General features: G+C 44.8%; 23 protein-coding genes and 1 pseudogene. 5 read left to right on the top strand and 19 right to left on the bottom strand.

Annotated features, from left to right (window positions below; all coding sequences use genetic code 11):
* Positions 1–110 precede the first annotated feature (110 nt).
* The 8 genes from OHJ21_RS07970 to OHJ21_RS08005 form a co-directional block, all read right to left on the bottom strand.
* Positions 111–1,988, bottom strand: coding sequence for a M56 family metallopeptidase (locus OHJ21_RS07970; RefSeq protein ID WP_486019741.1), 1,878 nt, complete (start codon positions 1,986–1,988; stop codon positions 111–113).
* Positions 1,988–2,398 carry a BlaI/MecI/CopY family transcriptional regulator gene (locus OHJ21_RS07975; protein ID WP_100537169.1) on the bottom strand — a complete coding sequence of 137 codons (411 nt, stop codon included), beginning with the start codon at positions 2,396–2,398 and terminating at the stop codon, positions 1,988–1,990. Before OHJ21_RS07975 ends, OHJ21_RS07970 begins: the two co-directional genes overlap by 1 nt.
* 227 nt (positions 2,399–2,625) lie before the next feature.
* Positions 2,626–3,366: a hypothetical protein gene (locus OHJ21_RS07980; RefSeq protein ID WP_486019743.1), complete on the bottom strand. Its 741-nt coding sequence runs from the start codon at positions 3,364–3,366 to the stop codon at positions 2,626–2,628.
* A 626-nt stretch (positions 3,367–3,992) separates the two neighbouring features.
* On the bottom strand, positions 3,993–4,751 hold the full coding sequence (locus OHJ21_RS07985) for an ABC transporter permease (RefSeq protein ID WP_486019744.1): 759 nt from the start codon (positions 4,749–4,751) through the stop codon (positions 3,993–3,995).
* Complete coding sequence (locus tag OHJ21_RS07990; RefSeq protein ID WP_486019745.1) at positions 4,748–5,497, bottom strand: ABC transporter permease; 750 nt, start codon at positions 5,495–5,497, stop codon at positions 4,748–4,750. Before OHJ21_RS07990 ends, OHJ21_RS07985 begins: the two co-directional genes overlap by 4 nt.
* Positions 5,494–6,207 carry an ABC transporter ATP-binding protein gene (locus OHJ21_RS07995; RefSeq protein ID WP_486019746.1) on the bottom strand — a complete coding sequence of 238 codons (714 nt, stop codon included), beginning with the start codon at positions 6,205–6,207 and terminating at the stop codon, positions 5,494–5,496. The genes OHJ21_RS07990 and OHJ21_RS07995 overlap by 4 nt, the downstream gene beginning before the upstream one ends.
* A 92-nt stretch (positions 6,208–6,299) precedes the next feature.
* Positions 6,300–7,310, bottom strand: coding sequence for a HAMP domain-containing sensor histidine kinase (locus tag OHJ21_RS08000; protein WP_486019747.1), 1,011 nt, complete (start codon positions 7,308–7,310; stop codon positions 6,300–6,302).
* Positions 7,307–7,984 carry a response regulator transcription factor gene (locus tag OHJ21_RS08005; protein ID WP_100537175.1) on the bottom strand — a complete coding sequence of 226 codons (678 nt, stop codon included), beginning with the start codon at positions 7,982–7,984 and terminating at the stop codon, positions 7,307–7,309. Before OHJ21_RS08005 ends, OHJ21_RS08000 begins: the two co-directional genes overlap by 4 nt.
* 215 nt (positions 7,985–8,199) lie before the next feature.
* Between OHJ21_RS08005 and OHJ21_RS08010 the strand changes: the two genes are divergently transcribed.
* Together OHJ21_RS08010 and OHJ21_RS08015 are read left to right on the top strand one after the other, a co-directional pair.
* The gene (locus tag OHJ21_RS08010) at positions 8,200–8,589 is read left to right on the top strand and encodes a dihydrofolate reductase family protein (protein ID WP_486019748.1); all 390 of its coding nucleotides are present in this window, start codon (positions 8,200–8,202) and stop codon (positions 8,587–8,589) included.
* Positions 8,567–8,794, top strand: coding sequence for a dihydrofolate reductase family protein (locus OHJ21_RS08015; protein ID WP_486019749.1), 228 nt, complete (start codon positions 8,567–8,569; stop codon positions 8,792–8,794). Before OHJ21_RS08010 ends, OHJ21_RS08015 begins: the two co-directional genes overlap by 23 nt.
* A gap of 354 nt (positions 8,795–9,148) precedes the next feature.
* On the opposite strand, the gene OHJ21_RS08020 is transcribed toward OHJ21_RS08015, so the two are convergent.
* On the bottom strand, positions 9,149–10,222 hold the full coding sequence (locus OHJ21_RS08020; protein WP_486019750.1) for a Gfo/Idh/MocA family protein: 1,074 nt from the start codon (positions 10,220–10,222) through the stop codon (positions 9,149–9,151).
* 21 nt (positions 10,223–10,243) lie between these two features.
* Positions 10,244–11,404 (bottom strand): annotated as a pseudogene (locus OHJ21_RS08025) (Gfo/Idh/MocA family protein).
* Positions 11,405–11,562: 158 nt separating this feature from the next.
* Here OHJ21_RS08025 and OHJ21_RS08030 point away from each other — a divergent pair.
* A complete protein-coding gene (locus tag OHJ21_RS08030) occupies positions 11,563–12,432 on the top strand; it encodes an AraC family transcriptional regulator (RefSeq protein ID WP_100537179.1) in 870 nt (289 codons plus the stop codon).
* A 279-nt stretch (positions 12,433–12,711) separates the two neighbouring features.
* Here the strand turns inward: OHJ21_RS08030 and OHJ21_RS08035 are convergent, their stop codons facing one another.
* From OHJ21_RS08035 to OHJ21_RS08070, 8 genes are all read right to left on the bottom strand, one after another.
* The gene (locus OHJ21_RS08035) at positions 12,712–14,172 is read right to left on the bottom strand and encodes a multicopper oxidase family protein (protein WP_486019751.1); all 1,461 of its coding nucleotides are present in this window, start codon (positions 14,170–14,172) and stop codon (positions 12,712–12,714) included.
* A 72-nt stretch (positions 14,173–14,244) separates the two neighbouring features.
* A complete protein-coding gene (locus OHJ21_RS08040; RefSeq protein ID WP_486019752.1) occupies positions 14,245–14,457 on the bottom strand; it encodes a hypothetical protein in 213 nt (70 codons plus the stop codon).
* A 640-nt stretch (positions 14,458–15,097) separates the two neighbouring features.
* Positions 15,098–15,448 carry a VOC family protein gene (locus OHJ21_RS08045; RefSeq protein WP_127596539.1) on the bottom strand — a complete coding sequence of 117 codons (351 nt, stop codon included), beginning with the start codon at positions 15,446–15,448 and terminating at the stop codon, positions 15,098–15,100.
* 204 nt (positions 15,449–15,652) lie between these two features.
* Entirely contained in the window at positions 15,653–16,375 is a 723-nt protein-coding gene (locus tag OHJ21_RS08050; RefSeq protein ID WP_486019753.1) for a VOC family protein, read from the bottom strand.
* Positions 16,372–17,259, bottom strand: coding sequence for an RNA polymerase sigma-70 factor (locus OHJ21_RS08055; RefSeq protein ID WP_486019754.1), 888 nt, complete (start codon positions 17,257–17,259; stop codon positions 16,372–16,374). The genes OHJ21_RS08050 and OHJ21_RS08055 overlap by 4 nt, the downstream gene beginning before the upstream one ends.
* A gap of 27 nt (positions 17,260–17,286) precedes the next feature.
* The gene (locus OHJ21_RS08060; RefSeq protein WP_486019756.1) at positions 17,287–18,561 is read right to left on the bottom strand and encodes a phytoene desaturase family protein; all 1,275 of its coding nucleotides are present in this window, start codon (positions 18,559–18,561) and stop codon (positions 17,287–17,289) included.
* A gap of 558 nt (positions 18,562–19,119) precedes the next feature.
* Positions 19,120–19,290 (bottom strand): hypothetical protein, encoded by a 171-nt coding sequence (locus OHJ21_RS08065; RefSeq protein WP_486019758.1) that lies wholly within the window; start codon positions 19,288–19,290, stop codon positions 19,120–19,122.
* 251 nt (positions 19,291–19,541) lie between these two features.
* Entirely contained in the window at positions 19,542–20,078 is a 537-nt protein-coding gene (locus OHJ21_RS08070; RefSeq protein WP_486019759.1) for a dihydrofolate reductase family protein, read from the bottom strand.
* Positions 20,079–20,427: 349 nt separating this feature from the next.
* Between OHJ21_RS08070 and OHJ21_RS08075 the strand changes: the two genes are divergently transcribed.
* Positions 20,428–20,688 carry a dehydrogenase gene (locus OHJ21_RS08075; protein ID WP_486019760.1) on the top strand — a complete coding sequence of 87 codons (261 nt, stop codon included), beginning with the start codon at positions 20,428–20,430 and terminating at the stop codon, positions 20,686–20,688.
* A gap of 217 nt (positions 20,689–20,905) precedes the next feature.
* Here the strand turns inward: OHJ21_RS08075 and OHJ21_RS08080 are convergent, their stop codons facing one another.
* Entirely contained in the window at positions 20,906–21,289 is a 384-nt protein-coding gene (locus OHJ21_RS08080; RefSeq protein ID WP_326113669.1) for a MerR family transcriptional regulator, read from the bottom strand.
* Between the two features lie 232 nt (positions 21,290–21,521).
* Between OHJ21_RS08080 and OHJ21_RS08085 the strand changes: the two genes are divergently transcribed.
* A complete protein-coding gene (locus OHJ21_RS08085; protein WP_486019761.1) occupies positions 21,522–22,277 on the top strand; it encodes an SDR family NAD(P)-dependent oxidoreductase in 756 nt (251 codons plus the stop codon).
* Positions 22,278–22,533 lie beyond the last annotated feature (256 nt).

Raw genomic sequence — 22,533 nt, forward strand, 5'->3', positions numbered from 1 at the left:
GGGCTTTTGTGTCAATTTACAAGAAATCATGATCAATAAAACAACCCATGCAATCCTATTTCCAGGACTGCATGGGCTTACCCGCGCAAGACCAAAGCTTGCTCAAAATATTATTTCTGCACCGCTTCTTTCAGAATGTCGACCTTCTGTTCCTTCGACATATCCCATGTGGTTGAAATGCTGTATTCGAAGCCGCCTTCATGCCAAAAAACGTATTTTGGATAGATATGTGCCGGTAAGTCATCCTCAAAGAAACCTTTTTTCTTGCTTCCTTCTGCGTCTAACATATATTTAGAAATGGCCAGCGTATCTTTGCCGTTCGTATATTCAAGTCGGATGGTTGCCGCCTCTTTCCAATCTATCTTTTTCGCGTAGATGGGTTTTCCGCTCTTCTTGCCTTCGGCCCTTACTTCATCAAGGAACTTTCCTTCGGTTGGACCTTCAATTCTCGCTTTGGCAAACTTATATCCTTCCGGCAGGTTGGCGGGCTGCTTCAGAATGGAACCCTCCAGAGTGGAAGCTCTTTTCAAATAGTCCTCGTAAGCAGAGAATTTTTCTACCGCTCCCCAATAACTTAGATCGAGACCGCTGTTAAGATCCTTATATTTATGATACAGAACGTACATATCACCGGTCTCTTTACTTAGCTTCTTCACTCTATTGGTCTCATCTTCGATATACTTCTTTTCCTCTGGAGTCAGAGCCTTGGCTGCTGCTTCTGCTTTTTTTCGGGCCTTTTCCAGCTCTTTCTTGTTGAACTCACGGTCTACATCCCCCTCGGGGTAGATAATATCCTGATCATTATTCCCAGCAGCTTTTAGATCCTGTTCCGATTGTACGGAAGCCTTTGGTGTTACGCTCCCCGCATCGCTTTCCTTGGCATTAACCAATGTCACGCTGCCAAGCGCTAGAATCATCCCCATCCCCAGAATGGACAGGCGGTATGATTTTTTGTGAAAATGTTTAATCATCGTAAGTCTCCTTTTCATTTGTTTATGTGTGGCAGACAGGCCGGCAAGCCCCGGCTGGCGTTGGTTTCCTGAAAAATGCTCCAACACATGGATGATCGTTTGTCCGTATGCATTGTTTTGCTGTGGGCTCATCCGATTCAAGGCGCATGCATCGCAGGCCATCTCCTGATCCTGTCTTGCTTTACGTACGGCTAGCCATAATAACGGATTAAACCAATGGATGATCAGGATGATATGCATCAACCAGTTCACGGCGATGTCCCGTCGCTGAATATGTGCGAACTCATGCGCCAGAATATATTGAAGTTGATCTTTTTTCAGCGTGATGAGCAGACTGGGCGAAATGACGATCGCCGGCTTGCTAAAACCGACCACGGCAGGTCCAGGAATTCGCTCGCTGGACAGAAATTGCACTTTTTGCTTCACGCCTAATTGCTGTTTCGTCTCGTGAAACACTGCCGATAGAAAAGGCGTATCTATCTTTCGGCCCGTGCGCAGGGCTTGTTTCAATCGAAGCTGGTCGTATACCGTTTTCGCGGCAAGAAGCAGCACCCCCGCAAGCCAAACCGCAATCAGCGTATTGTTGAAGCCTATTTGGTTGAACCCCTTCCACCAAAAGCCTCTCTCCTGCACGAGTCCCGATTCAAGGGATGGAGCAGGTACTTCCGAGGTCCCGCTTGCTTCCGGGTTTGTAGAGCGCTCCACATGAACCGTCGCCTCGCTTATTCTCCCCGCTTCTTTCCCACCCGATGAAACTTGAGTTTGTTGATGAATACCGGGTGCTATGGCCTCCAAAGACAAAACATTGTATAGGCTAAGCGAGGATTCCGGAGCCCAAGGGAGCAGCAAGCGTATGGCCACAGGAAGCCATAGCCAATATTTCCATCTGGCCTCAATCTTGTTTCTTAATAGAAATTGCAGGATCAGGACAAGTACGATCAGGATGGAGGCCATGAACGATCCGCGAATTAACCAGCCGAAAATAGATAATAAATTTTCATACAATGTAAAACTCATCAGGGCTCTCTCTTTTCTGTTTCCCCGTCGCTGCGGTTATCGTCGAACAAAGCCTTTAGATCCTCGATTTCTTGCGCATTCAGTTTTTTATCCTGCAGAAAGTTAGCCAGCATCGGCTTTAAAGCTCCCCCATAAAGCTTTTTCATGAAAGATTTGGTTTCGAACTGCAGATACTCCTGCTCGCTGATGATCGGATAAAATAGTTGGGTGCGCTTTGAACCCTTTTCCAATTTCGCACCCGCTGCTTCCTTCTGCACCAGACGACTTAGGAGCGTCCGGGTCGTATTGGGGCTCCACCCCATTCGATCCGTCATTTGTTTTACGACCTCGCTGGAAGGGCAGTCCGGATTTGTCCACAATACGCGCATAATTTCCAGTTCTGCATCCGTAATCGGTGGTATTTGATTCATGAATGAAACCTCCAAAGTCAATTTACTCAGACTACATATGTAGTAATAATACACATCCTACATTTGTAGTTTAGTAATGTCAACTTGTTTGGCAGACCGTAATTTCTCGTTTTTGTTACACGAAAAAATGATTCGCCCCGCCTGTCCGGCATGATGATCTGCAAAAGAACACATGTCATCGTATTTTGGAGCGCCTGTCCGAGAAAAAATATAGCTGGCGCAAAATGTTATTTTTTCACGGCTGCTTTTAGCACTTCGATCTTCTGTTTCCTGGACATATCCAAAGAGGAGGTTGAAATGCTGTATTCGAATTTGCCGCCATCATTCCAAAAAACGTATTTTGGAAAGACATGCTTCGGCAGCTTATCGTCAAAGAAACCTTTTTTCTTGCTTCCCTTCGAATCTACCGTATACTTGGAAAAGCCCAGCGTGTCTTTTCCGCTCGCATATTTAATACGGATGGTTGCCGCCTCTTTCCAATCGATCTTTTTCACATAGATGGGCTTTCCGCTCTTCTTACCTTCGGTCCTTACTTCATCAACGAACTTTCCTTCGATCGGACCTTCAATGACCGCTGATATAAACTTATATCCCTTTGGCAGGTTGGCAGGCTCCTGCAGAATGGACCCCTTCAGGGTTGAAGCTTTTTTCAAGTAGTCCTCGTATGTAGCGAATTCATGTACCCCTCCCCAATAGCTAATATCAAATCCGCTATTTAATTTTGGGTACTTATGATACAGGACATACATATCACCCGACTCTTGGGTCAACTTCTTCACTCTCTGGATCTCTTGTTCGATAAACTTTTTTTCCTCAGCAGATATAGGCTTGGCTGCTTCGGCTGTTTTTTTAACAGCGGCTTCTTGGGATTTCTCGTAGGATTGCGCCTTCGCCACGAGGCTTACGGAAGAACCCATTAATAAAATGCTGCTTAGTGTCGCGATTGCTACTTTCGTTGCTGCTTTCATTTGGTAATGCTCCTCTCCTATAATTTAATTTTTATTTTTGCAAACTACAGTTGTAGTTGCAAATTAATACTACAACTGTAGTTCAATAATGTCAATACGGTTTTTGCAGAATTTTTTTAGTTTTCGTTGAATACAAAAAAAAGCCGCTAATATAGCGACTTATTATGGGACCATGTTCTTGTCCCTCAACCAGTTAGTTATGCGTAATTAGATTGATTAAATCCTTATCTACTTCAGTTTTTTATGATTTGTCGGATGATATTCTTATTCGCTAGCAGGAGGGAAACATGAAGAAGCAACCCCATATAACGGAGAAAACAAGACAAAAGTTTAAAGAATGAATCTGTCATTCAAACCAAATCCATATGTTGTATAACAATAAAAAAGCGGCATAAGCTTGTTTACACCATATACTCCATAAAGACTGACCTAACCTATTTTTAAGCGTCCGCATTCTGTAAATACAGGCCTGCAAATTTTCTTCAGAAGTATTGCCTCAATTTGTGATACGGTTCACCGAGATTGAACTTAAACCTCCTCCAAGTAGCATTGGGATACTTAGATATTCATCTAATCGATAATCAAAAATCACTACCGTTATATTTTTGAATTGATGAAACTTTAACTTAAGCATCTCGCCTACGGTAAAATACAATAGCTATTGTAATAAAGATTATTGTCCATAATATTGAAATACCTGTCCCTTGCATTGGTGTAAGGGCGTTTATTTCATCAGGAGAAGGCATCATATACATATAATACCCTGCCGTATCCGGAAAATAATTTTTAAACCTAGGCAGGAAATCTCTCGTCAATGGACTGATAACGAAATAATAACCAAGCAGTACCACTAAAGCAGGTGTGGTGCGTCTTAATAAAGCTCCCATAGCTGCACTGAGAAGTGTGGTTAAGGTTAGATAGCCTGTTGCACCTGCCAGTGCTTCGATCATGATGCCTATTTCAAACCCTACTGCTGTGTCTCTCATCCTAATAAAAGTATAAAGTACACCTGATGCAGTAATAATAAAAGCCGCAGGAATGGTTATGATTGCCAATGCCAAGTACTTCGTGGATAGTTGAAGCCCACGCCAAGGTATCGTAATTAATGTAGTTCGAATCTGTCCATCGGTATACTCCGAACAAGCAGCTTGGATTCCAAGAATAATGAACCCTGCTTGAAGATATCCCATAGTAGCAAGCCCTATATTCAGTATACTTTGCGTCCCTGCTGCACCTTGTAGTCCAACCGAAGTAAAAGCTGCGGCTAAAAGTAAATTAAGAATGAATGCACCCATAAGAGTGAGCCATGTCAATGGTAATGTAACTAATTTATCTAGTTCAGCACGAAGGATCTGTGTTCTGTTTCTTCTGGAAAGGACACTCATGAGTTAACGTCCCTCCTATGGAATACAATAGCTGCAACAATGAAAAGAACGACTACCCAGGCAAACATGACTAAGCCGCCTGTAAACGGGGAGAGAAATCTGTCGCTCAGAAACATAAACATTTCAAGGCCAACCCTATCTGGTAAGTATAACGCCAACTTTGTAACCTTAGAAAGCAGGAAACTGAATGATACTACGGATGTATTTATGATGAGCACAGTAAGCGGAATCGTGCCATTCTTAGTTAGAACAGTAATCCCAAATGCCAAAAGAGCAGTGAATGTCCAGTAACAAACTGCACCGATCAGTTTAGACCATTCAAATGCAGGGGTATATTCACCAAGAACCAGATGCGTAGCTGTCAAAGTTGTCATTATAGCCACAACACAAAACAGTATGCTGATTACTGTCACAGCGCCTGCTTTTGCCAGCAAAAAATAAAGCCTTGATGAAACAACAGTTAAACTTGTTGTAATCTGTTGACCTCCGCCAGATTCACTACTCTCTGTCAAAAACTCACTGCTGACAGCAAGCACACCTAGAATAATGACACCTTGCACACCAAGAGCTAGTCCAATATAGCCAACTTCCAATAGTCGTGCGCTAACCCCAGCTATAATCTCCTCTTTTTGTGCTATACTGTCCAAGGCAGATATGAACGCTGGGGCAAATGCTCCAATAAGAAAGGCAAGCCATATGCCGGGCAGGGAGAACAATTTAGATAGTTCTGCGTTGAATGCTCTCATACAACGACACCTGCTTTGTCAGATGTCAGGGCAAAAAAGGCTTCCTCCAGCGAGGAATGGTTACCCATTACTTCCTCCAATGTGCCATCTGCAACGATTTTCCCATGCTTAATAATCACCACATCATCAACAGTCTCTGCAAGCTCTCCTATTAGATGGCTGGATAGTAACACCGTGTTTCCGGACTCAGCACGTTCACGTAAAAATGTCCGAATAAAGCGAATTCCTTCCGGGTCAAGCCCGTTCACGGGTTCATCTAAAACCAATATTTTGGGATCACCCAGTAGCGCAGCTGCCATTCCGAGTCTTCTCCCCATACCAAGAGAATAATTCCCGACTCTTTTGTCAGCTGCTTTAGTAAGACCTACCATGTTCAGAACTTCCTCGACACGTGAGTGAGACAATCCTGCGGCACGAGCAATCCATCGTAAATGTGCCCGCCCTGTTCGCCTACGATGAGCTCCAGATCCATCCAATGTTGCACCTATTATTACTGCAGGATTATATAATTTTGCGAATGGCTTGCCATTAATTAGTGCACTTCCTGAGGTGGCACGATCTAATCCAAGCAATATGCGAAGTGTAGAACTTTTACCTGCCCCATTTGGACCTAAAAAACCAGTTACTCTACCTGGCCTAGCTTTAAAGCTGATACCTGATAAGATTTCTTGATTTCCGCGATGTTTGACTAAGTTATTAATTTCAATCAACCATAACACTCCCTTTCTGTTATGGTTCCCATTATAAAGAAGCAAAGTTACATCACGTTTATCAGCCTGTTTAATTCTGGATTAACTTTAAGTTAAGCTCTACCAATAGTTACTCTTGTGCCATTTTCATTGGATGTAATGTCAGCCATCAGCTTCATTTTGTTCAACATAAAATTACATATCGATAAACCAATCCCCGCCCCAAGCTCATAGGAAGAGTTATCCATACCTGGACCTCTGTCCGCAACAATGATCTGTTCTTGTTCTACATCAACCACAATGTTGGCATATTTCCCCTCCGCTGCATGGCGAAGAATATTCTGAAATAAATTGTCCAGAACCCGTGCCATCCATGTAGGATCTGCTTCCCAATAAAAGGTCTCCTCTGCCGGTAGATTAACATCCAGCTGGATTTCTTTTTCTTCAAAAACGGGATACCACGCAGCAACAGATGCTCTTACTAAACGCACAATATCTGTTGAAACAGGCCCAAAAGGATGTTTCCCTGAAGTAAGCAGTGTATAGGAAAGTAAATCATTCATAAGATCTCCAACTCTTGTAATCGTATGGTTGATCTCTGTTAACGAGTTTTGTCCATCTATGCTCATGGATTCTTTATTTAATCTGGTGACATGACCTCTCAAAATGGTAAGTGGCGTTCGTAAGTCGTGTGATAAATTCGCAATGAGCCGATGTCGTAGCAATTCCTCTTCATATTCTCGCTTGCGACTGTCTTCAAGCTGTTGAATCATCCAATTAAAAGAAGCTCCTAGCTGGTCTATTTCATCCATACGATCACTTTGAACTGATACGGGTTTGGGAAATGAGTTATTTTCAACTGAAAATGACATGTATTTCTGTAAGCGGGTGAGACGATTGCGAAGTTTCAAGAAGAACTGCCAAGATATTACAACAAATGCGACCATAATAAAACCAAATAGTGACACGGTAATGTAGAATTGATCTAACGTATTCATTTCTTTTTGATTAATGTCAGAAACCCCAAAAAACGCACTGAAGAAAATAAGCACAATGGGAGGTAAAAAGATAAATAGAAAATGTACTTTTAGAAAACGACGAAATAAGGATCTATTCTGTTTCATAGTTTCACCCGATAGCCTATTCCCTTCAACGTTTCAATAATCTCCGGGGAATCGGGATCACGTTCCAGCTTTTGACGCAATCGATGGATATGTACCATTATGGTTTTATCACCAGTAATATAAGCTTCCTGCCAAATCGCTTCATAGATTTGTTCTTTGGGCAAAACTTGATTAGGGTGGCGTAAGAAGTACATTAATATTTGATGCTGCCTCCCTGTTAATATAATTTCTTCTCCTGTGCGTTTGTCATATACCATTTGAACTTCAGGATCTACTTCAATATGATCCCCTAATGAAATGCGTTCGGAATGCGTTCCACCACTTCGACGGATTAATACTTCTATTCTTGCAACTAATTCATCCGTATGGAATGGTTTCGTTAAATAGTCATCGGCAAATTGCAATCCATCTACCTTGTCATCGATCGATGTTCGAGCAGATAACAGCAAAATAGGAACAGCAGGGGCTGCCTTCTTTAATCGTTTTCCCACAGTAAATCCGTCTAACCCGGGTAACATGATATCCAAAATAACTACTTCATGCGGGCTTACTTCTTGTTCGGCACCTTCCCCAGAAAGCAGCCATTGAACCGAAAACCCTCGCTGTTCCAGCTCTTCTTTGACCCAGCTGCCTATTTTTTCATTATCTTCAATATATAACACGCTTCTTTTCAATTAACATCCCTCTCTCTACACGGTGTTCTCTATTAGACAGATTAACACAATCTAAAATAAGGTTTCCATTTAAGACAATTTTAAAAATACTTAGATATTCATCTAATCGGTAAACGGACTATGTTCTTGGCCTTGACTCGGGACAAGAACTTGTACCGATAAAATAAAAAAAACGCTAGAATAGTCAGTAATCCAGATGTAGGAGGAACTCAATTATGAGAAAAATTATTGTGCTTGAACATGTCTCCCTTGATGGTGTCATACAAGCCCCAGGCGAGCGAGACGAAGATATCAGCGGCGGTTTCGCATATGGCGGGTGGTCAGCGCCATATTCTAACGAGATTGTTGGAACGCTACTGAGAAGGCAGATGAACATGCCGTTCGATCTGTTGTTAGGGCGCAAAACCTATGAAATTTGGGCACCGTATTGGCCGCAACATGCGGACGTATGGCCGATGGCCAACAAGGCAACCAAGTACGTCGTCTCGAACACCATGACATCTGGCGTATGGCAGCCGTCCGTGTTTAAGTGGAGATATTGCGGGAAAAATCACTCAAATCAAGCAACAGCAAGGACCAGATTTGCACGTTTGGGGAAGCGGTGATCTCATCCAGACGCTTATCAAGCATGATTTGGTGGATGTGTTCTGGCTGATGATATATCCTATAACGTTGGGCAGTGGAAAGCGGTTGTTTGCTGATGGCGCTACCCCGGCAGCATTTAAGGTGACGGAAAGCAAAGTCGCCCCGAATGGCGTTATTGTCGTGAATTACGAGCGTGCAGGCGCAATCACAACCGGAAGTTTATGAATATTCGCGCAGTGTCAGGCAGCTAACATCAAGTTCAGCGTGCAGGAAAACCTGTCGCTTAACTAACCGGTAACATTAGTTCAATGAAACAGCGACAGTCTAGGAATTTTTTTCTCGTCCATGGCAGTCGCTGTTTCGTTCGCAGGATGGATTGTGGTTGAGCGGCCATTTAAAGCTGCAAACGCGATTGCTGTTCGTCCTGTCTGACTAGTCGAACCGATGTTGGCGGCGTACTCAGGAGAAGCATTAAAAAGAGGTCTAGGCTCTCTCTGCCTAGACCGTGCTTTTGATGATATCTTAGTGAACCCCGTGAAGTCTCACAGAAAATCATCTATTCTATAATTCTTGAATTCACTACGTTATCCGCATAGCTTTCTGCTGCGCTTTCAGACACAGTTCTGCCGCCATAAAAGCATGCGCTTGGGTCATGGCTTTCTCGGTTCGATTCAAGCAGTCGAGAATCAGTTCGCCGAAGAAGGGATATCCAACCTTACCGGACACTTGAAAATGATACTCTCCTTCTTTGTTGACCAGATAAACATGATCGCTGGCACGGTCGCGGGCGATATCGATATACTTTCTTAGCTCGATGTATCCTTCCGTACCCAAAATGAGCGTACGACCGTCCCCCCAAGTACCTAACCCGTCCGGTGTGAGCCAGTCAACTCGGAAATAATGCGTGGCTCCGTTATCCCCTAACAGCGTAGCGTCGCCGAAATCCTCAAGCTCCGGGTATTCAGGACTATGGTAATTACCGACTTTGCTGTGGAGCACCTCCGCCTTCTCGCAGCCGGCGTAAAAGAGAAATTGTTCAACTTGGTGACTGCCGATATCGCAAAGGATCCCTCCGTAGCGTTCCCTTTGAAAGAACCATTCCGGCCGGGAAGGTGCATTCAGGCGATGCGGACCGAACCCTGTCACTTGGACTACTCGGCCAATCGCGCCTTGCTGGGTAAGCTGTCCGGCATAAACCGCCGATTCCACATGCAGCCTTTCGCTGTAGTACACCATATACTTTCTTCCGGTTTCACGAACTTTTGCTCTGGCCGATTCCAGTTGCGTAAGCGTCGTAAACGGCGCTTTATCCGTAAAGTAATCCTTACCTGCGTCCATGACCCTAAGACCGAGCGCGCAGCGTTCCGATGTAACTGCCGCGCCTGCAACCAGGAGAACGTCCGGATCGGAAAATATCTCGTCTTCCGATGAAGCGATTTTAACTTGAGGAGAGGTCCGCGCGAATGCCTCAGCTTTGGCGGGGTCGCGGTCATATACCCACTTTAACGTTGCTCCCGCTTCGATCAGCCCGTTCACCATACCGTAAATATGTCCGTGGTCGAGCGCAACAGCGGCGATGATACATTCGCCCGGCTTCACCACCGGACTGGGCTTCCCCTTCGGGGCGTAGTTCATTCCGTCGCTTTTCTGCACAATGATAAGCCTCCACCATCATCATTGTTTTTCGCCATAATTGCTTCCTGTCGTGATCTTCCCATCCTCAAAATTCTCAACGCTCTTGCCCTTTTGATAAAAATAAGGAATATTTTGTTGGGCACCTTCTTGTGTATAGAAGGGATCATCCTTTCGTAGCGGAAGTTGTACGTTCTCTCCCATGCTTGCGGATTTGTAGATGCTCATGATCAACTCCAATGTGCTGCGGCCGTTTTCTCAGTCGATGAGCACCGGCGTTCCCTTCTCGATCGCGCTCAGCACATTGTCGATCTGACCGGCATGGCCTTCGTACGGCAAATCCGGCAATTCGTCATAGTATTTCTGAATTTTTTCTTCCAGTTCCAAATCGCGTTCAGGGAATCCGTTCGGCAAGGAAGTGGAAGCCGTTACCCGCCATGGGGCGGAAATCCGTGCAAACTGTCCTTGGAAGACGTATTGCTGCTCTTCTCCGTGGTGGACGACCGAGCTGGTAAGTTGTCCCAAAGCTCCGTTCGGATATTTCATCATCGCGATGGATAAATCCTCAACCTCCGCATTGTCATGCGCAACGTTAGCCATGTAAGCTTGTACGTGGCTAGGACGACCTAGCATCCACAGCAATCCGTCGATATGATGTACGGCATGATTCAGAGTGGGGCCTCCCCCCTCTTTCTCCCAAGTGCCGCGCCACCATAAGTCGTAATAACAATGGCCCCGCCACCAGAAAGAATCCACTTGGGTATGTAGAATCTTGCCGGCCAGACCGCTATCCAGCACTTGTTTAAGCTTCATAATCGGATTTCTGAATCGATTCTGGGCGATCACGGACAACACCTTGCCGTTATTCCGTGCCGCTTTGATCATGTCATCACATTCCTTAAGCGACGCTGCCATAGGTTTCTCTACAATGACATGGCTTCCTGCGTTCAGGAAATCGACCGCAACCTGCGCATGAACGTACGGAGGCATACAAATGGACACGAGATCAATTCCGTCTTGAAGAAGTTCCTTATAATCATGTACGATTTTAGCTTCCAGTCCGTACTGCTCCCGCCTCACTTCAGCCTTCTCTGGGTAAAGATCGCATAAGGCAACAATTTTACAGCGGTCCTTAAACTGCAGATAGGCTTCGATATGACTGGGCGAAATTGCACCCGTACCTATAATCGCAACCTTTAACATACGTTATTTTTGCCTCCCAACTTTATTTTTTATATAAAAATTATATCCGGTGCAGCCTTGTAAATGTGTTTGGCTATGGGGGAAAAATAACGCTAGATTGCGGATTGTATGGTATATTCAAAGCATGTACGAAGACGAGGAAGAAGGAGGCAAACAAGTTGTCATTGGTTGCAAGCAACTACAGTATCTCTCCCTTGTACTTTGCCTATAGACGTAAAAGCGAAAATTACGAGCATAAAGAGACTTTCCATTCCCATCTTGGCCTTGAAGTGTTGTACATTCATCAAGGAAGGGGAACCATGATCGTTAACAACCATAGCTATGAGATTAAGCCAGGCATGCTTTGTATATTTCAGCCCTGTCAACTCCACCACCTAAAGCTTGAATACGACGATCATCAATGCTTCGAACGTTCGATTGCGATTTTTGAACCGACCGTGTTTGATGCTTATTTTAAACAGTGGCCCGCTCTCCATGAATTTTACAATTATATTTATCTAGGCAATCTTCCTTTCCCTTGTTTATATGAGGTCGACGACCCTTACCTAGACGGTGCATACAAGAGCATGAACGATCGATTCCCGACGCTGTCCGACACGGAAAAATATGAAGAAATTTCGCTGTTTCTTGTCGCACTTTTTCGCTCCTTGAAACCAATCTGGGATAAGCGGAAAGAACGGAGTTCAACTTACCAAACCCGTAAAAATCATCGGGTGGAGCACATCTTAACCTGGATTGAAACGAATTATACGATTCCTTTCCGATTGGACGATATGGCGAAGTCGCTGCATCTATCTCCCTACCATTTGTCACATCTCTTTAAAGAAGCGACAGGGATCAGCATCACGGAATACATAGCAGCCCGAAGGATTCATCAATCCATACAGCTCCTTGCGACTACCAAAAAACCGATCTCGCTTATTGCGGAGGAGATTGGATTAACAAATAGCTCTTATTTTTGCAAATGGTTTAAAACGCATATGGGAATCACGCCGCATCAATATCGCAAAAAATGGACGAGTACCTAAATAACGGGAATGCGCCTATTTATATTCAAGCATGCTCGATTCAGCACAACCTCTGATATTGCGGAATCCTCTTCTTGGCTCAGGTAAGGCTTTTATCTCTCTCATCTATAGCAGCAAAAAAGCCTGATAAGTCAGGCTTTTTTAACTTTAAGAAATGTAGACACCTTTGTGTCATTAGACATAAGAAGAACCGACAAGAACATATATATAAATTTTCGGTTAACTCCGTTTCTTCCTATGGAGCACTCCTTTTACAATGGCTTGCCACCGTTTCTTATATTAATGGTCATGACCTCTCTTGCTTAACTCTTTCGATACTTGGGATTCGGTGCCTGGTTCGACAATGACAAACTGCCCCATCATACCGCTATCCTCATGATACAATAAGTGACAGTGATACATGTACGGCGTATCGGGATCAGGATAGCTTCCAAAGTCGACGGCCAGTCTGACTGTAGTGCCATTCGGAATAAAGACCGTATCTTTTCTACCACGCTCATATAATGGCGGCACTTCTCCATTCTTGTCCATTACGGTGAATGCTGCATCATGAATATGGAAGTTATGATCCCAACCCTTATTCGTGATCTCCCATATTTCACGTGCCCCAGCCGGAACAACCTCATCAATACGATTCATATCCATTTCCTTGCCATTAATTGCAGATTTCGTTGTGAGTTCGAATTTACGTACCTTTACATTTCCGGGCACATCGATGAGCGGCTCAGCGGTAAGTTGATCCGGGAGTTGCGACGAAGCCGATAAACTTGTATCAGCGATAATCTTTACGATATCAAACTCCCCATTTTCAATTCCGTCTTTGCCTGCAAAGCTGTGCAAGATCGTTTCTTCGCCAGCTTCAAACTCCACCACGATCTCTATACGTTCACCTGGACTTAGCAACAAACGATCTAATAAAACTGGTTCGGGTAAAAGTCCCGCATCATTGCCGACCAGATAAAATGAACGATTATCTGAAAAGCCGATATTATAAGCTCTCGCATTCGAACCATTCAGTAATCTAAAACGAACCTGACTTGCAGTGATCTCCAGGTAAGGATCGAGTGTCCCATTTACCAAGATTTGATTGCCCAACAATCCAAACGGAGTCATACTCATATTCTCGTTAAAAGACCCGTCGCCCTTAAATAATTTATCCTGGATAATAATCGGGATGTCGTTAACTCCATATTCCGAAGGCAACTTTTTAGACTCTTCATCCTCCACGATAAATAGTCCTGCAAGACCGCGATAAACGTGCTGCGCTGTCTTCCCATGCAAGTGGGGATGATACCATGTTGTCGCGGCCGGCTGCTCAATTGTCCAAAAAGGTTTCCAGGTTGCTCCTGCTTCGATCATCTGATGCGGCCCGCCGTCCATTACTGCGGGTAATCGCATGCCATGCCAGTGCAAGGTTGAGCTTTCATTCAATTGATTGATCACATCGAAAGAAACTTGGTCGCCGCGCGAAACTCGGAGGGTCGGCCCTAAATAAGATCCGTTAATCCCCCAAGTCGGTGTCTGCTTTCCTTCCAAAAACTCGGTTGATCCTGGCTGCATGGTTAAGGCAAAGTGTTTCTTCCCCTCCGAATCTGTGATTGGCTCAAGTATTGGCGGAATTTGCAATGGATTCTTAAATTCGAGCTTACCGACGTTAGTGGTCGTATCCCCTTCACATCCGACTAAAGAAAATGCTGATAAAATGAGCAGCAGCATGAACAGTTGAAGGTATTTTTTCATTTTTCTATACTCGCTTTCCTCATCGTTGTTGAAATCAAATTAAATTTTGTGCAATTTTAATTGCTATTGCAATCAATCCTGAGCATAATCCCCAAATGGCATTGCGGTAATAATCTTTTCTCCTAAACCCCCGGCTAAAGGCAATATCATAGAAAGAGCTCCGATGAGCGTTACCGGAAACGCGTCCATTTGCCGCAACACGATCCGCACGATGAATTGAAAAAGGGTAAACCCTCCTAATATGCCAACAACAAAAGCGAGAAACAGCATTCCTGTCTTCTTCATTCCTAAGTCTCCCCTATGTCTCCTTTTATTCTCAATAGATCTACATGTGACTCGTTCATGTAAAGATCATATTAGACGAATATTGTGAACTTATGACAATGAGTTGCGGTATCTGTGAATTTTTAAAAAGATATTTTAGAAGCAGAAATCATGGACGAAAAGAAAATGTGGAGAAAGACGGTGAGACGCTATGAGCCATACCCTGTTAATCGAGGATGGCGAGGAAAAAGTAATCGAGTTTATCGTTCCGCTCCTTCAGCACCGTTAATGACGTTGTTAGGCCTTTTCCACGATGGTTCCATACCCATAGCTTCGTTCGTGATACGGGGTCTACCGCACCTAGCAGCTCAAATATGGTTCTTTGGTGATCGTGAGAGAACAGTTTTTCTTACGGGATCATTGCCCCTAAAGCCGTCACATTCTCACGGTTCCTCCATCGTAAAACGAACACAAAAAAGGCCAACCAGAAGATTCTGGCTAACCTGATAATACGAACCGCTAAGAAAATAACAACTTTCAATGGAACAATGTTTTTGTCCTCCGACACATTTATATTGCTTTCTTATTCGATGTGTCACCCACTCGAACTCATCTATAGAAGATTATCAAATGCAACTATATATTATACTAAATTTAATGTTTAAAGATGGATAAGAATATTGATAAGTTTCCCGAATGGGTCCCTAACAAAAAAACGCCGAACCCCCCATGGCTCCTCAGTTGGTCCATACTCAATTGGAATTCCTGCTTCTTTTATACGAGTTAACGCGTCATCAAGATCATCAACCTCAATTGACAGATCAGGCACAGGCGTCCCAGAGCCACCCTCTAATAGGAAACTAACTTGAGTGCCCATTTTCTCATGCGAACCGTATGTTGCAATAAATCCCATATCCATTAGTTGATCAAGTCCAAGTACTTCCCCGTAAAAATACGAAGCTTTGGAAATGTCCTGTGTCTCAATATTTGCAACAATTCGTTTGATCTTCATTTTTCATCCTCCTAAAGTTTTGATATCAAATGATTACTCAACAATGGTCCCGTTCGTGGCAAACTAATCCTTCAGATCTCAGAGTACCATAGATTTACTTTTACGCATTCAATATGCTTAAACCTAGCCGCGCGTTTTGAGCGCTGCCGACAGCAAAGAGCGGGTTGCGGTCATTTTTTGTACTTTCATCGTTTAATCCCTCCCTTAGACTGGCCTTTCGGAAACCGCACGAATGGTGTAGGGGTACGGATCCAATTGAAACTCCCCTTCTTTAGGATCGAGAATCGTCATTCGAATCGGGTGAACTTCTGGAATCTTCATTGAAGGGTACCATCCGATGGCCATATCCCCCAGGATGAACATTCCGTACTCGTCACCGAGCATCTGAAACGTCTTTCCGTCCCCGATATAACGCATGACGTCAAACCGAGAGTTTAGACGTTGGATTGTTTCCGATACGCTGCCGTGAAGCGGTAAGCCGATCTCGCTGACATTCAGAATGGATTCATGATCAAAAGGCTCTGTTGAGGTATTGTCCATTCGATGCCGAGCGATGAACTCCACCAGATTCCCCGAAGGATCTTCGAAATAGAAGGCATGCGCATCCGTTCCTTCGAAATAAGCGATATCTTCGTTTGCCTGGATTCCTGCGTAAGGAATGGACGCAGCGGAAAGCACCTGACATCCTTTGTCCAGAAGCCAGCTTTTTGCTTCGCGAATTTGGTTCTCAGGGATATTCATTGCCAAATGGTAGGACGGCAGTATCCTTCCCTCCTCTTCGTGAACGAAAGTCAATCGCGTTCCCCCGACAATGATCGTGATAGAATGTTCCGTTATGTCTGCTAGAGCAAATCCAAGTCTTTCTGAGTAGAACACTTTCATTTCAGCTAACCGGGCAGTTCTGAGTTCCAATTCGATGATTCTCATCTTACTACCTCCTCCAGATACTTAAGTTTGTCAGGATTTGCAACTGCATAGATGGAATGAATCCTACTGTCCGAAGCCTCGAACGAGTAAACGTAAGCAATACGTCCGCCGATCATCATGATGATTCCCGGGCTTGCGTTCACCGTAGTGATGATATAGGAATAGTGGCTGTCAGGACGCCTGAACCAATCCATCCATTGCATATAAAACGGAATGACTTGCGCCGCTCTGACGACGGGCTGCCGCGCGGCCGGCACCTTGCCACCTCCATCTGTATAATGGATGGCGTCAGGAGACAACAACTGCAACAGGCGGTTCGCATCCCCGGCGATCACGCTTTGGATGAATTGCCGCACTTGCGTCTCCGTAACGGTGCTCTTTGCTATGTCCGGCGGTTCATGGCGGATACCTTTCTTGGCCCGATGGAAAATTTGCCTGCAATTGAAGCTGCTTTTCCCCACCATGCCTGCAATCTCGTCGTACGGGTATTGAAATATTTCCCGCAGGAGAAAGACGGCCCGCTCGACCGCGCTTAGCTGTTGCAAAAGCATTAAATAGGCCGTTGAGATCGTTTCCCTTTGTTGATAAATTTCAGAAGGGTCCAAGCTGGCGTCTTCAAGATGCACAAGCGGCTCTGGCAACCAAGTCCCCACGTAAACTTCCCGTTGTTTCGCGGACGATTGTAACAGGTTCAGGCAACGGTTCGTTACGATTTTGCACAAGTATGCCTTTAGGTTCCTGATATTTGCGTCGGAAGGCAATTGGTTCATCGCCAGGAAAGCATCCTGCACGATGTCTTCCGCATCCATGACGCTTCCGAGCATTCGATATGCCAAGGAGAACAATAATGTCCGATAAGTTTCATATAGTTGTTCCGTGTCCATACAGACCTCCTTCTCGATATCGTCCGTTTAGTTCGCGAGAATATGAAGTGAAGCTCGCTTGGCGCTTGCTGCCGCCCCGCCTGCCAAATATTCACCGTGTGACACCCAATCTCCAGCCACGTATAAACCCTTAATCTGAGGGACGGCAGGACCTGGATTCTCGACCCGCTTCATATGTGGAAAGTCATGAACGACCGTCATCTTGGGCAAATACTGCTCCGCCACCACTTCCCGTCTCCAACCGGGATGAACGAGATCCATGGCTTGTTCAAGTTGGCTGCGGTCTTCTTGCGCATGGCTTCCCTGCACTTGAAACTTGATCATTTGATACACTTGAACGTCATCGTTCTCACAGAGTTCTAGCCCTTTGATACGGGAGGAGTTGATCGTAAGGACCGGTTGATCGATGCCGTAGACGAATTGATGCTGCGGTGTGGGAAGTCGACGGAGCCCGATATCCAAACAAGCGGCCGTAATCGGAATGGCCTGCTGCTCCCACGTCCGCAGGGAAGTCAGTTCGGCTGATGGAACCAACCGGCTTGATATCTTCGGCGCTGTCGTCAGGATCACATAAGGAGCCTCAATCGTTTCGCCATTCTCGCATCGAACCCGCTGCACCCGTCCGTCATCATGCTCAACGGAAATGACTTTCCTACCTGTAATGACTTCCACGCCGAGCCGACGTGCTTCCGAACACATCTCTTCGATCAGGGATCCCCATCCTTTCTTCAAATAATACACTCCCGTGATGGAACGCTGCATCTGCCTGAACAAGGGTCCTGCCACTTGTAAATCCGGAGCCTGCACGTATGTTCCTCCTCGGGCCAGCACGTACAGAAGATGACGTACCATCGGGCTTCTCACGTGCTCCTCCATCCAGTCTCGCAGACTCATGTGTGGAATCGTGGCCGTGTCAAGCTTGAGGATCTTCAAGAGGATGGCTCCGAACCTGTATTTGTCAGTCGACGATAACAAGGAAGTCTTAAGCAGCGAACGGATCGCAGCCGGAAATGGGTGCACCTGCTCTTTCCAGATGCCGTACGGGGTGAACTCGTCGACTTTCCGAAAAATATCCGGATTTACGTTCAATTCCCGAAAAATGTCGAACGCGTCCCCGGCATAGAGTGCATGCGAACCCAAATTGAAGCGTATTCCGTCCTTCATGTTTGTGATCGCCCTTCCCCCCATCTGATTCTGACTTTCCAAAACGACGACGCGTTTTCCTCCTTTTGCTAAATAAAGAGCTGCGGTCAGTCCGGCAATACCTCCACCAACAATCGCCACATCATACTTTGCAACCATTCGAAGAAACCTCCTTCATGCGCTGTCATTAAACAAGACAGGAAGGAGGCGGAAAATGTGACAAAATGAAAATGCAATGTAGAAAAAAGAGCAACCCGAATATCGCAGCCCACATTGAGCTACGCAAGAAATTATTTACTTCAAACAAAAAAACGCATTTATGCGACTTTCAAAGTGTATCATGTTCATGTCGTCGGACACATATTGAGTTACGATAAGATCATTAAGAGAATGAAAGGGTATTTGACCCGTTTTCTCACAACGTGAATTGTTACAGACGCATGAGATCACCGACTTTCTGAAATAAAGAAGCATTGTGGCCTAACGACATCGACAGTGGTGTGTCGGGGCCTCAGCAAACTAACTGGCCATATAGTCATCCGGTTCTGCCTGAATTTATCGGGGGTCTGAGTATTGCAGATCCGCATAATGGGGCCGTGGTCGAAATTCCTTCGCTGATGATCAGCTTAAGTTTGCCGTCCTTCGAATCGGTAATCGGCTCAAGTTCTTGTCCTTGGCTCGGGACAAGAATTTGTACCGATAAAACAAAAAAAGCCGCTAATAGCGACCTTCAAAGGGACTATGTTCTTGTCCCCCGACAATATATTGAATTCCCCTTCCCTCTGGATCGATTTCCTTAGACTTAAGAGCGACTTCTCTTTTTATCATATAATGATTCAAGCCATTTTCTATACGTTTTCTTAAAACATAAGTCTTTAATTCATCCATGACCTGTTTCCTGATTTCTATTGGTATATGTTGGACATGTAATCTATCTTTCTGTTCGAAGATAATAAAGTGTTAGACTGAGGTTGTTGATTTGACGCCGTTATAGAGTTGGAAAGTCGTCAGCATTTGAAAAATAAGTTCTAGACTAACACACAGTAACCCAAACAGCGGCAGGAATGAAAAATTAAGTCATAGACCGCCGCTGTTTTATTGTACTATCGCCTCTTTAGGTCGCTGGGTCAACCGCAAAACTAAGCTGGAACGTAGGTCAACCTGATCACCTGCTCGCCAATTCGATCGCTTGCCACGAGGCGCAGCGGCGGCCGCGGACCGGCGAAGAACGGCTTGCCGTGACCCAGCACGACTGGTTGGAGATAGAGTCGATACTCATCAACGAGACCGAGCTCCGTTAGACTGTGCGCCAACTCTGGCCCGGCAACTTCAATTTCCCCTTCATGCTGAGCCTTCAGCCCACGTATGGCCGCTGAGAGGTCGCCCTCGATCAGAGAAGCGTTCGGACCGACGGACTTTAACGTCCTCGACACCACCCACTTCGGTTTGCTTTGCCACGCAGCTGCGTATTCCCGTTCCGGCGCATCCCATTCAAAATGGTCTCCATCCCCGTCCCAATACCGCATGGTCTCGTACATGCGGCGCCCGTACAGGCAACCCGTCAGACCGCGCACGTCTTCGATGAAATGACGGAATAGCACAGGGTCGGGCTGAAATGCCATATGGTCGACGAACCCGTCCAGAGACTGGTTCAACGCAAAAATAATCTTTGCCATGAGACTGACTCTCCTCTCTGGTTTTCTCGCACATTCATCATTAGGATTACACGTTCCATATGCAGCCTCCTCTAGATCTTCATTTTATCATCCAACAGCATGCCCGGTTTCTCATGGATTGCTAATGTGCACAGCCCGACCGAATACAACTCTAGCTTTTTCGACTAGGAATGAGCGGCTACATCGTTGTTCTCGAAGCGGGAGACAATCTCCGCGACCTCAGCTACGTTGGTTTGAAACCCGAGAGTGGTGGACTGGTGGGAAGTTACCCTGAGTATGTCGAATCGCTGGACTTGGGCGACTGCCAAAAGGCGTACAAAGTCGTGTTGCTGTACGACACGTATCTACTATGTTCCCTTTACCTTATGCCGGGAATGCCGGAATCGTTGGGGCTGGTATTCGTAATTATGCCGCAAACCTGCACAATGAGTTGAAAGAAAAAGGTGTGTTTATCGGACATCTTTCAATCGGAGCCATGATACAACCCGGAACAGCAGGGGACCCAGATGTTATAGCGGATGCTTGGTATAATGTATATGAGAAAAAGGACCATTTTGAAGAAATATTCCCTCCAGGGCTTGATCCAACTAAAATTCTTGGTGAAAATTAATACGAAAGAAATAAGACAACTATTGAAATGATAGTTGTCTTATCTCTTTTATATGCCTAGAGCAATCTCTAATCGACAATCGGAACATGTTCTTGTCCCTCGACAGGACTGTCTTCAACCATTTTCATTGTTCCATTGACATATGGAGAAGTTCATTAAATCACAATTATAAAAAAATACAAAGTCGCTAAATTAGCGACTTTGTATTTGGGCATAATCAAATTTTGATGTTAGTTCGTTCAATTTGAGATTCTAATACATCATATAGAGCAAGCTTATAGTTTATTTTATCCAAGTTAAAATATAGTTCCCTTATGCTTTTCTCAATTTCTTTTTTATGATGGAGCATCATCATTTTTCGTTCCGAAATCGTCGAATCCCCTTCTTTATACAAGTTTACATACTTCTGAATTTGAGCAATCGGCATTCCTGTTGCTCTAAGCGCAGTAACGAAGTGAATCCAGCTTAAATCATCTTCGTCATATAACCGCTTCCCATTTTCATTTCTCTTCACATGTGGAAGCAGTCCCTCCTTTTCGTAATATCGAAGTGTGGACGCCGCTATTCCTGTCAATTCAGTAACTTCCCTTATAGTCAACATAAATAAAACTCATCGCCTCCTATTAAAGTAAACTTTAATTGATTTTATGGATAATAATAATTAATACATCCAAATTTTAGGTTATATAATTTGAGGAAGGTATAATTAAACCAAAGATTTCACGGTTCAATTATACACTTTTTTTTCAGTGAAAAAGTCTTGACTTAAAGTGAACTTTATAATCTATGATAACAATGTTATTAGAAATGAGCTCTGAAAGGATGAAGTTACAATGAAAAATATCTCAATCGTTACTGGCGGCAGCCGCGGACTTGGTCGCAATACTGCCATCAGTATTGCACGTCATGGCGGTGATGTCATCCTGACCTATCGTAGCCAAGCAGAAGAAGCAAAGTCTGTCGTTGCTGAAATTGAAGCCCTAGGGCGTAAAGCAGTCGCTCTACAACTTGATATGGGGAACATTTCCAGTTTTACTGCCTTTGTTGAGACAGTTCGTTCGACCCTGCAGTCAACCTGGAATAGCACCACTTTCGATCATCTGGTGAACAATGCCGGCTACGGAGAAATGACCGGCTTTACCGAAACTACAGAAGCTCAGTTCGACGGCCTGTTTAATGTGCATGTTAAGGGTGTGTTTTTCTTGACTCAGGCCCTTCTGCCGCTTCTTGCAGATGGTGGTCGTATTGTGAACTTCTCAACGGGTCTTACTCGCGTTTCTTTTCCTGGATTCTCTGCCTACTCTGCCGCAAAGGGGGCGGTCGAGATTCTAACCATCTATTTGGCCAAAGAACTTGGTCACCGAGGTATCACCGCTAATACCATTGCACCTGGAGCAATCGAAACCGATTTTCTAGGAGGTTCTGTACGCGACATACCTGCTTACAATGAAACGTTTGCCGCGATGACTACCCTTGGTCGAGTCGGGGTACCCGAGGACATTGGTCCCGCAGTCGCCAGCTTACTTGGTTCCGACAATCGCTGGGTTAACGGGCAGAGAATCGAGGTCTCGGGTGGTCAGAACATCTGATCGCAAGTAATGGCAGCAAAGACAATCCGTGAAACTGGGGCCGTTTTCGAACGAATTCGACCATATTGTGTGTCTAAGGATAGTGTCAGCTATGTTGGACTAATATTGAGTTACAATAAGTTACCATGTTATTGTCACGAGCTGCTTCCTATGATCCACTCTATTCTATCCCTAGTTAAAGAAGCAACGGCAGCCGATCTCTTGGTCGACTGCCGTTAATTCATTATGGGGTATCATTTCCTGATAATTCAAATAA

Source organism: Virgibacillus sp. LDC1, assembly GCF_025792345.1.
In the GTDB taxonomy this organism is placed as follows: domain Bacteria; phylum Bacillota; class Bacilli; order Paenibacillales; family Paenibacillaceae; genus Paenibacillus_AQ; species Paenibacillus_AQ lautus.

What these genes read in the sequence shown, in the direction of transcription:
- OHJ21_RS08010 (WP_486019748.1), top strand. Translation starts at nt 8,200, where the DNA reads ATGAGAAAAATTATTGTGCTTGAACATGTCTCCCTTGATGGTGTCATA.
- OHJ21_RS08080 (WP_326113669.1), bottom strand. Translation starts at nt 21,289, where the DNA reads ATGTTGACTATAAGGGAAGTTACTGAATTGACAGGAATAGCGGCGTCC.
- OHJ21_RS07975 (WP_100537169.1), bottom strand. Translation starts at nt 2,398, where the DNA reads ATGAATCAAATACCACCGATTACGGATGCAGAACTGGAAATTATGCGC.
- OHJ21_RS08000 (WP_486019747.1), bottom strand. Translation starts at nt 7,310, where the DNA reads ATGAAACAGAATAGATCCTTATTTCGTCGTTTTCTAAAAGTACATTTT.
- OHJ21_RS08055 (WP_486019754.1), bottom strand. Translation starts at nt 17,259, where the DNA reads ATGGACACGGAACAACTATATGAAACTTATCGGACATTATTGTTCTCC.
- OHJ21_RS08070 (WP_486019759.1), bottom strand. Translation starts at nt 20,078, where the DNA reads ATGGCAAAGATTATTTTTGCGTTGAACCAGTCTCTGGACGGGTTCGTC.
- OHJ21_RS08085 (WP_486019761.1), top strand. Translation starts at nt 21,522, where the DNA reads ATGAAAAATATCTCAATCGTTACTGGCGGCAGCCGCGGACTTGGTCGC.
- OHJ21_RS08065 (WP_486019758.1), bottom strand. Translation starts at nt 19,290, where the DNA reads ATGGATGAATTAAAGACTTATGTTTTAAGAAAACGTATAGAAAATGGC.
- OHJ21_RS08035 (WP_486019751.1), bottom strand. Translation starts at nt 14,172, where the DNA reads ATGAAAAAATACCTTCAACTGTTCATGCTGCTGCTCATTTTATCAGCA.
- OHJ21_RS08060 (WP_486019756.1), bottom strand. Translation starts at nt 18,561, where the DNA reads ATGGTTGCAAAGTATGATGTGGCGATTGTTGGTGGAGGTATTGCCGGA.
- OHJ21_RS07970 (WP_486019741.1), bottom strand. Translation starts at nt 1,988, where the DNA reads ATGAGTTTTACATTGTATGAAAATTTATTATCTATTTTCGGCTGGTTA.
- OHJ21_RS07980 (WP_486019743.1), bottom strand. Translation starts at nt 3,366, where the DNA reads ATGAAAGCAGCAACGAAAGTAGCAATCGCGACACTAAGCAGCATTTTA.
- OHJ21_RS07990 (WP_486019745.1), bottom strand. Translation starts at nt 5,497, where the DNA reads ATGAGAGCATTCAACGCAGAACTATCTAAATTGTTCTCCCTGCCCGGC.
- OHJ21_RS08075 (WP_486019760.1), top strand. Translation starts at nt 20,428, where the DNA reads ATGTTCCCTTTACCTTATGCCGGGAATGCCGGAATCGTTGGGGCTGGT.
- OHJ21_RS08050 (WP_486019753.1), bottom strand. Translation starts at nt 16,375, where the DNA reads ATGAGAATCATCGAATTGGAACTCAGAACTGCCCGGTTAGCTGAAATG.
- OHJ21_RS07985 (WP_486019744.1), bottom strand. Translation starts at nt 4,751, where the DNA reads ATGAGTGTCCTTTCCAGAAGAAACAGAACACAGATCCTTCGTGCTGAA.
- OHJ21_RS08040 (WP_486019752.1), bottom strand. Translation starts at nt 14,457, where the DNA reads ATGAAGAAGACAGGAATGCTGTTTCTCGCTTTTGTTGTTGGCATATTA.
- OHJ21_RS08045 (WP_127596539.1), bottom strand. Translation starts at nt 15,448, where the DNA reads ATGAAGATCAAACGAATTGTTGCAAATATTGAGACACAGGACATTTCC.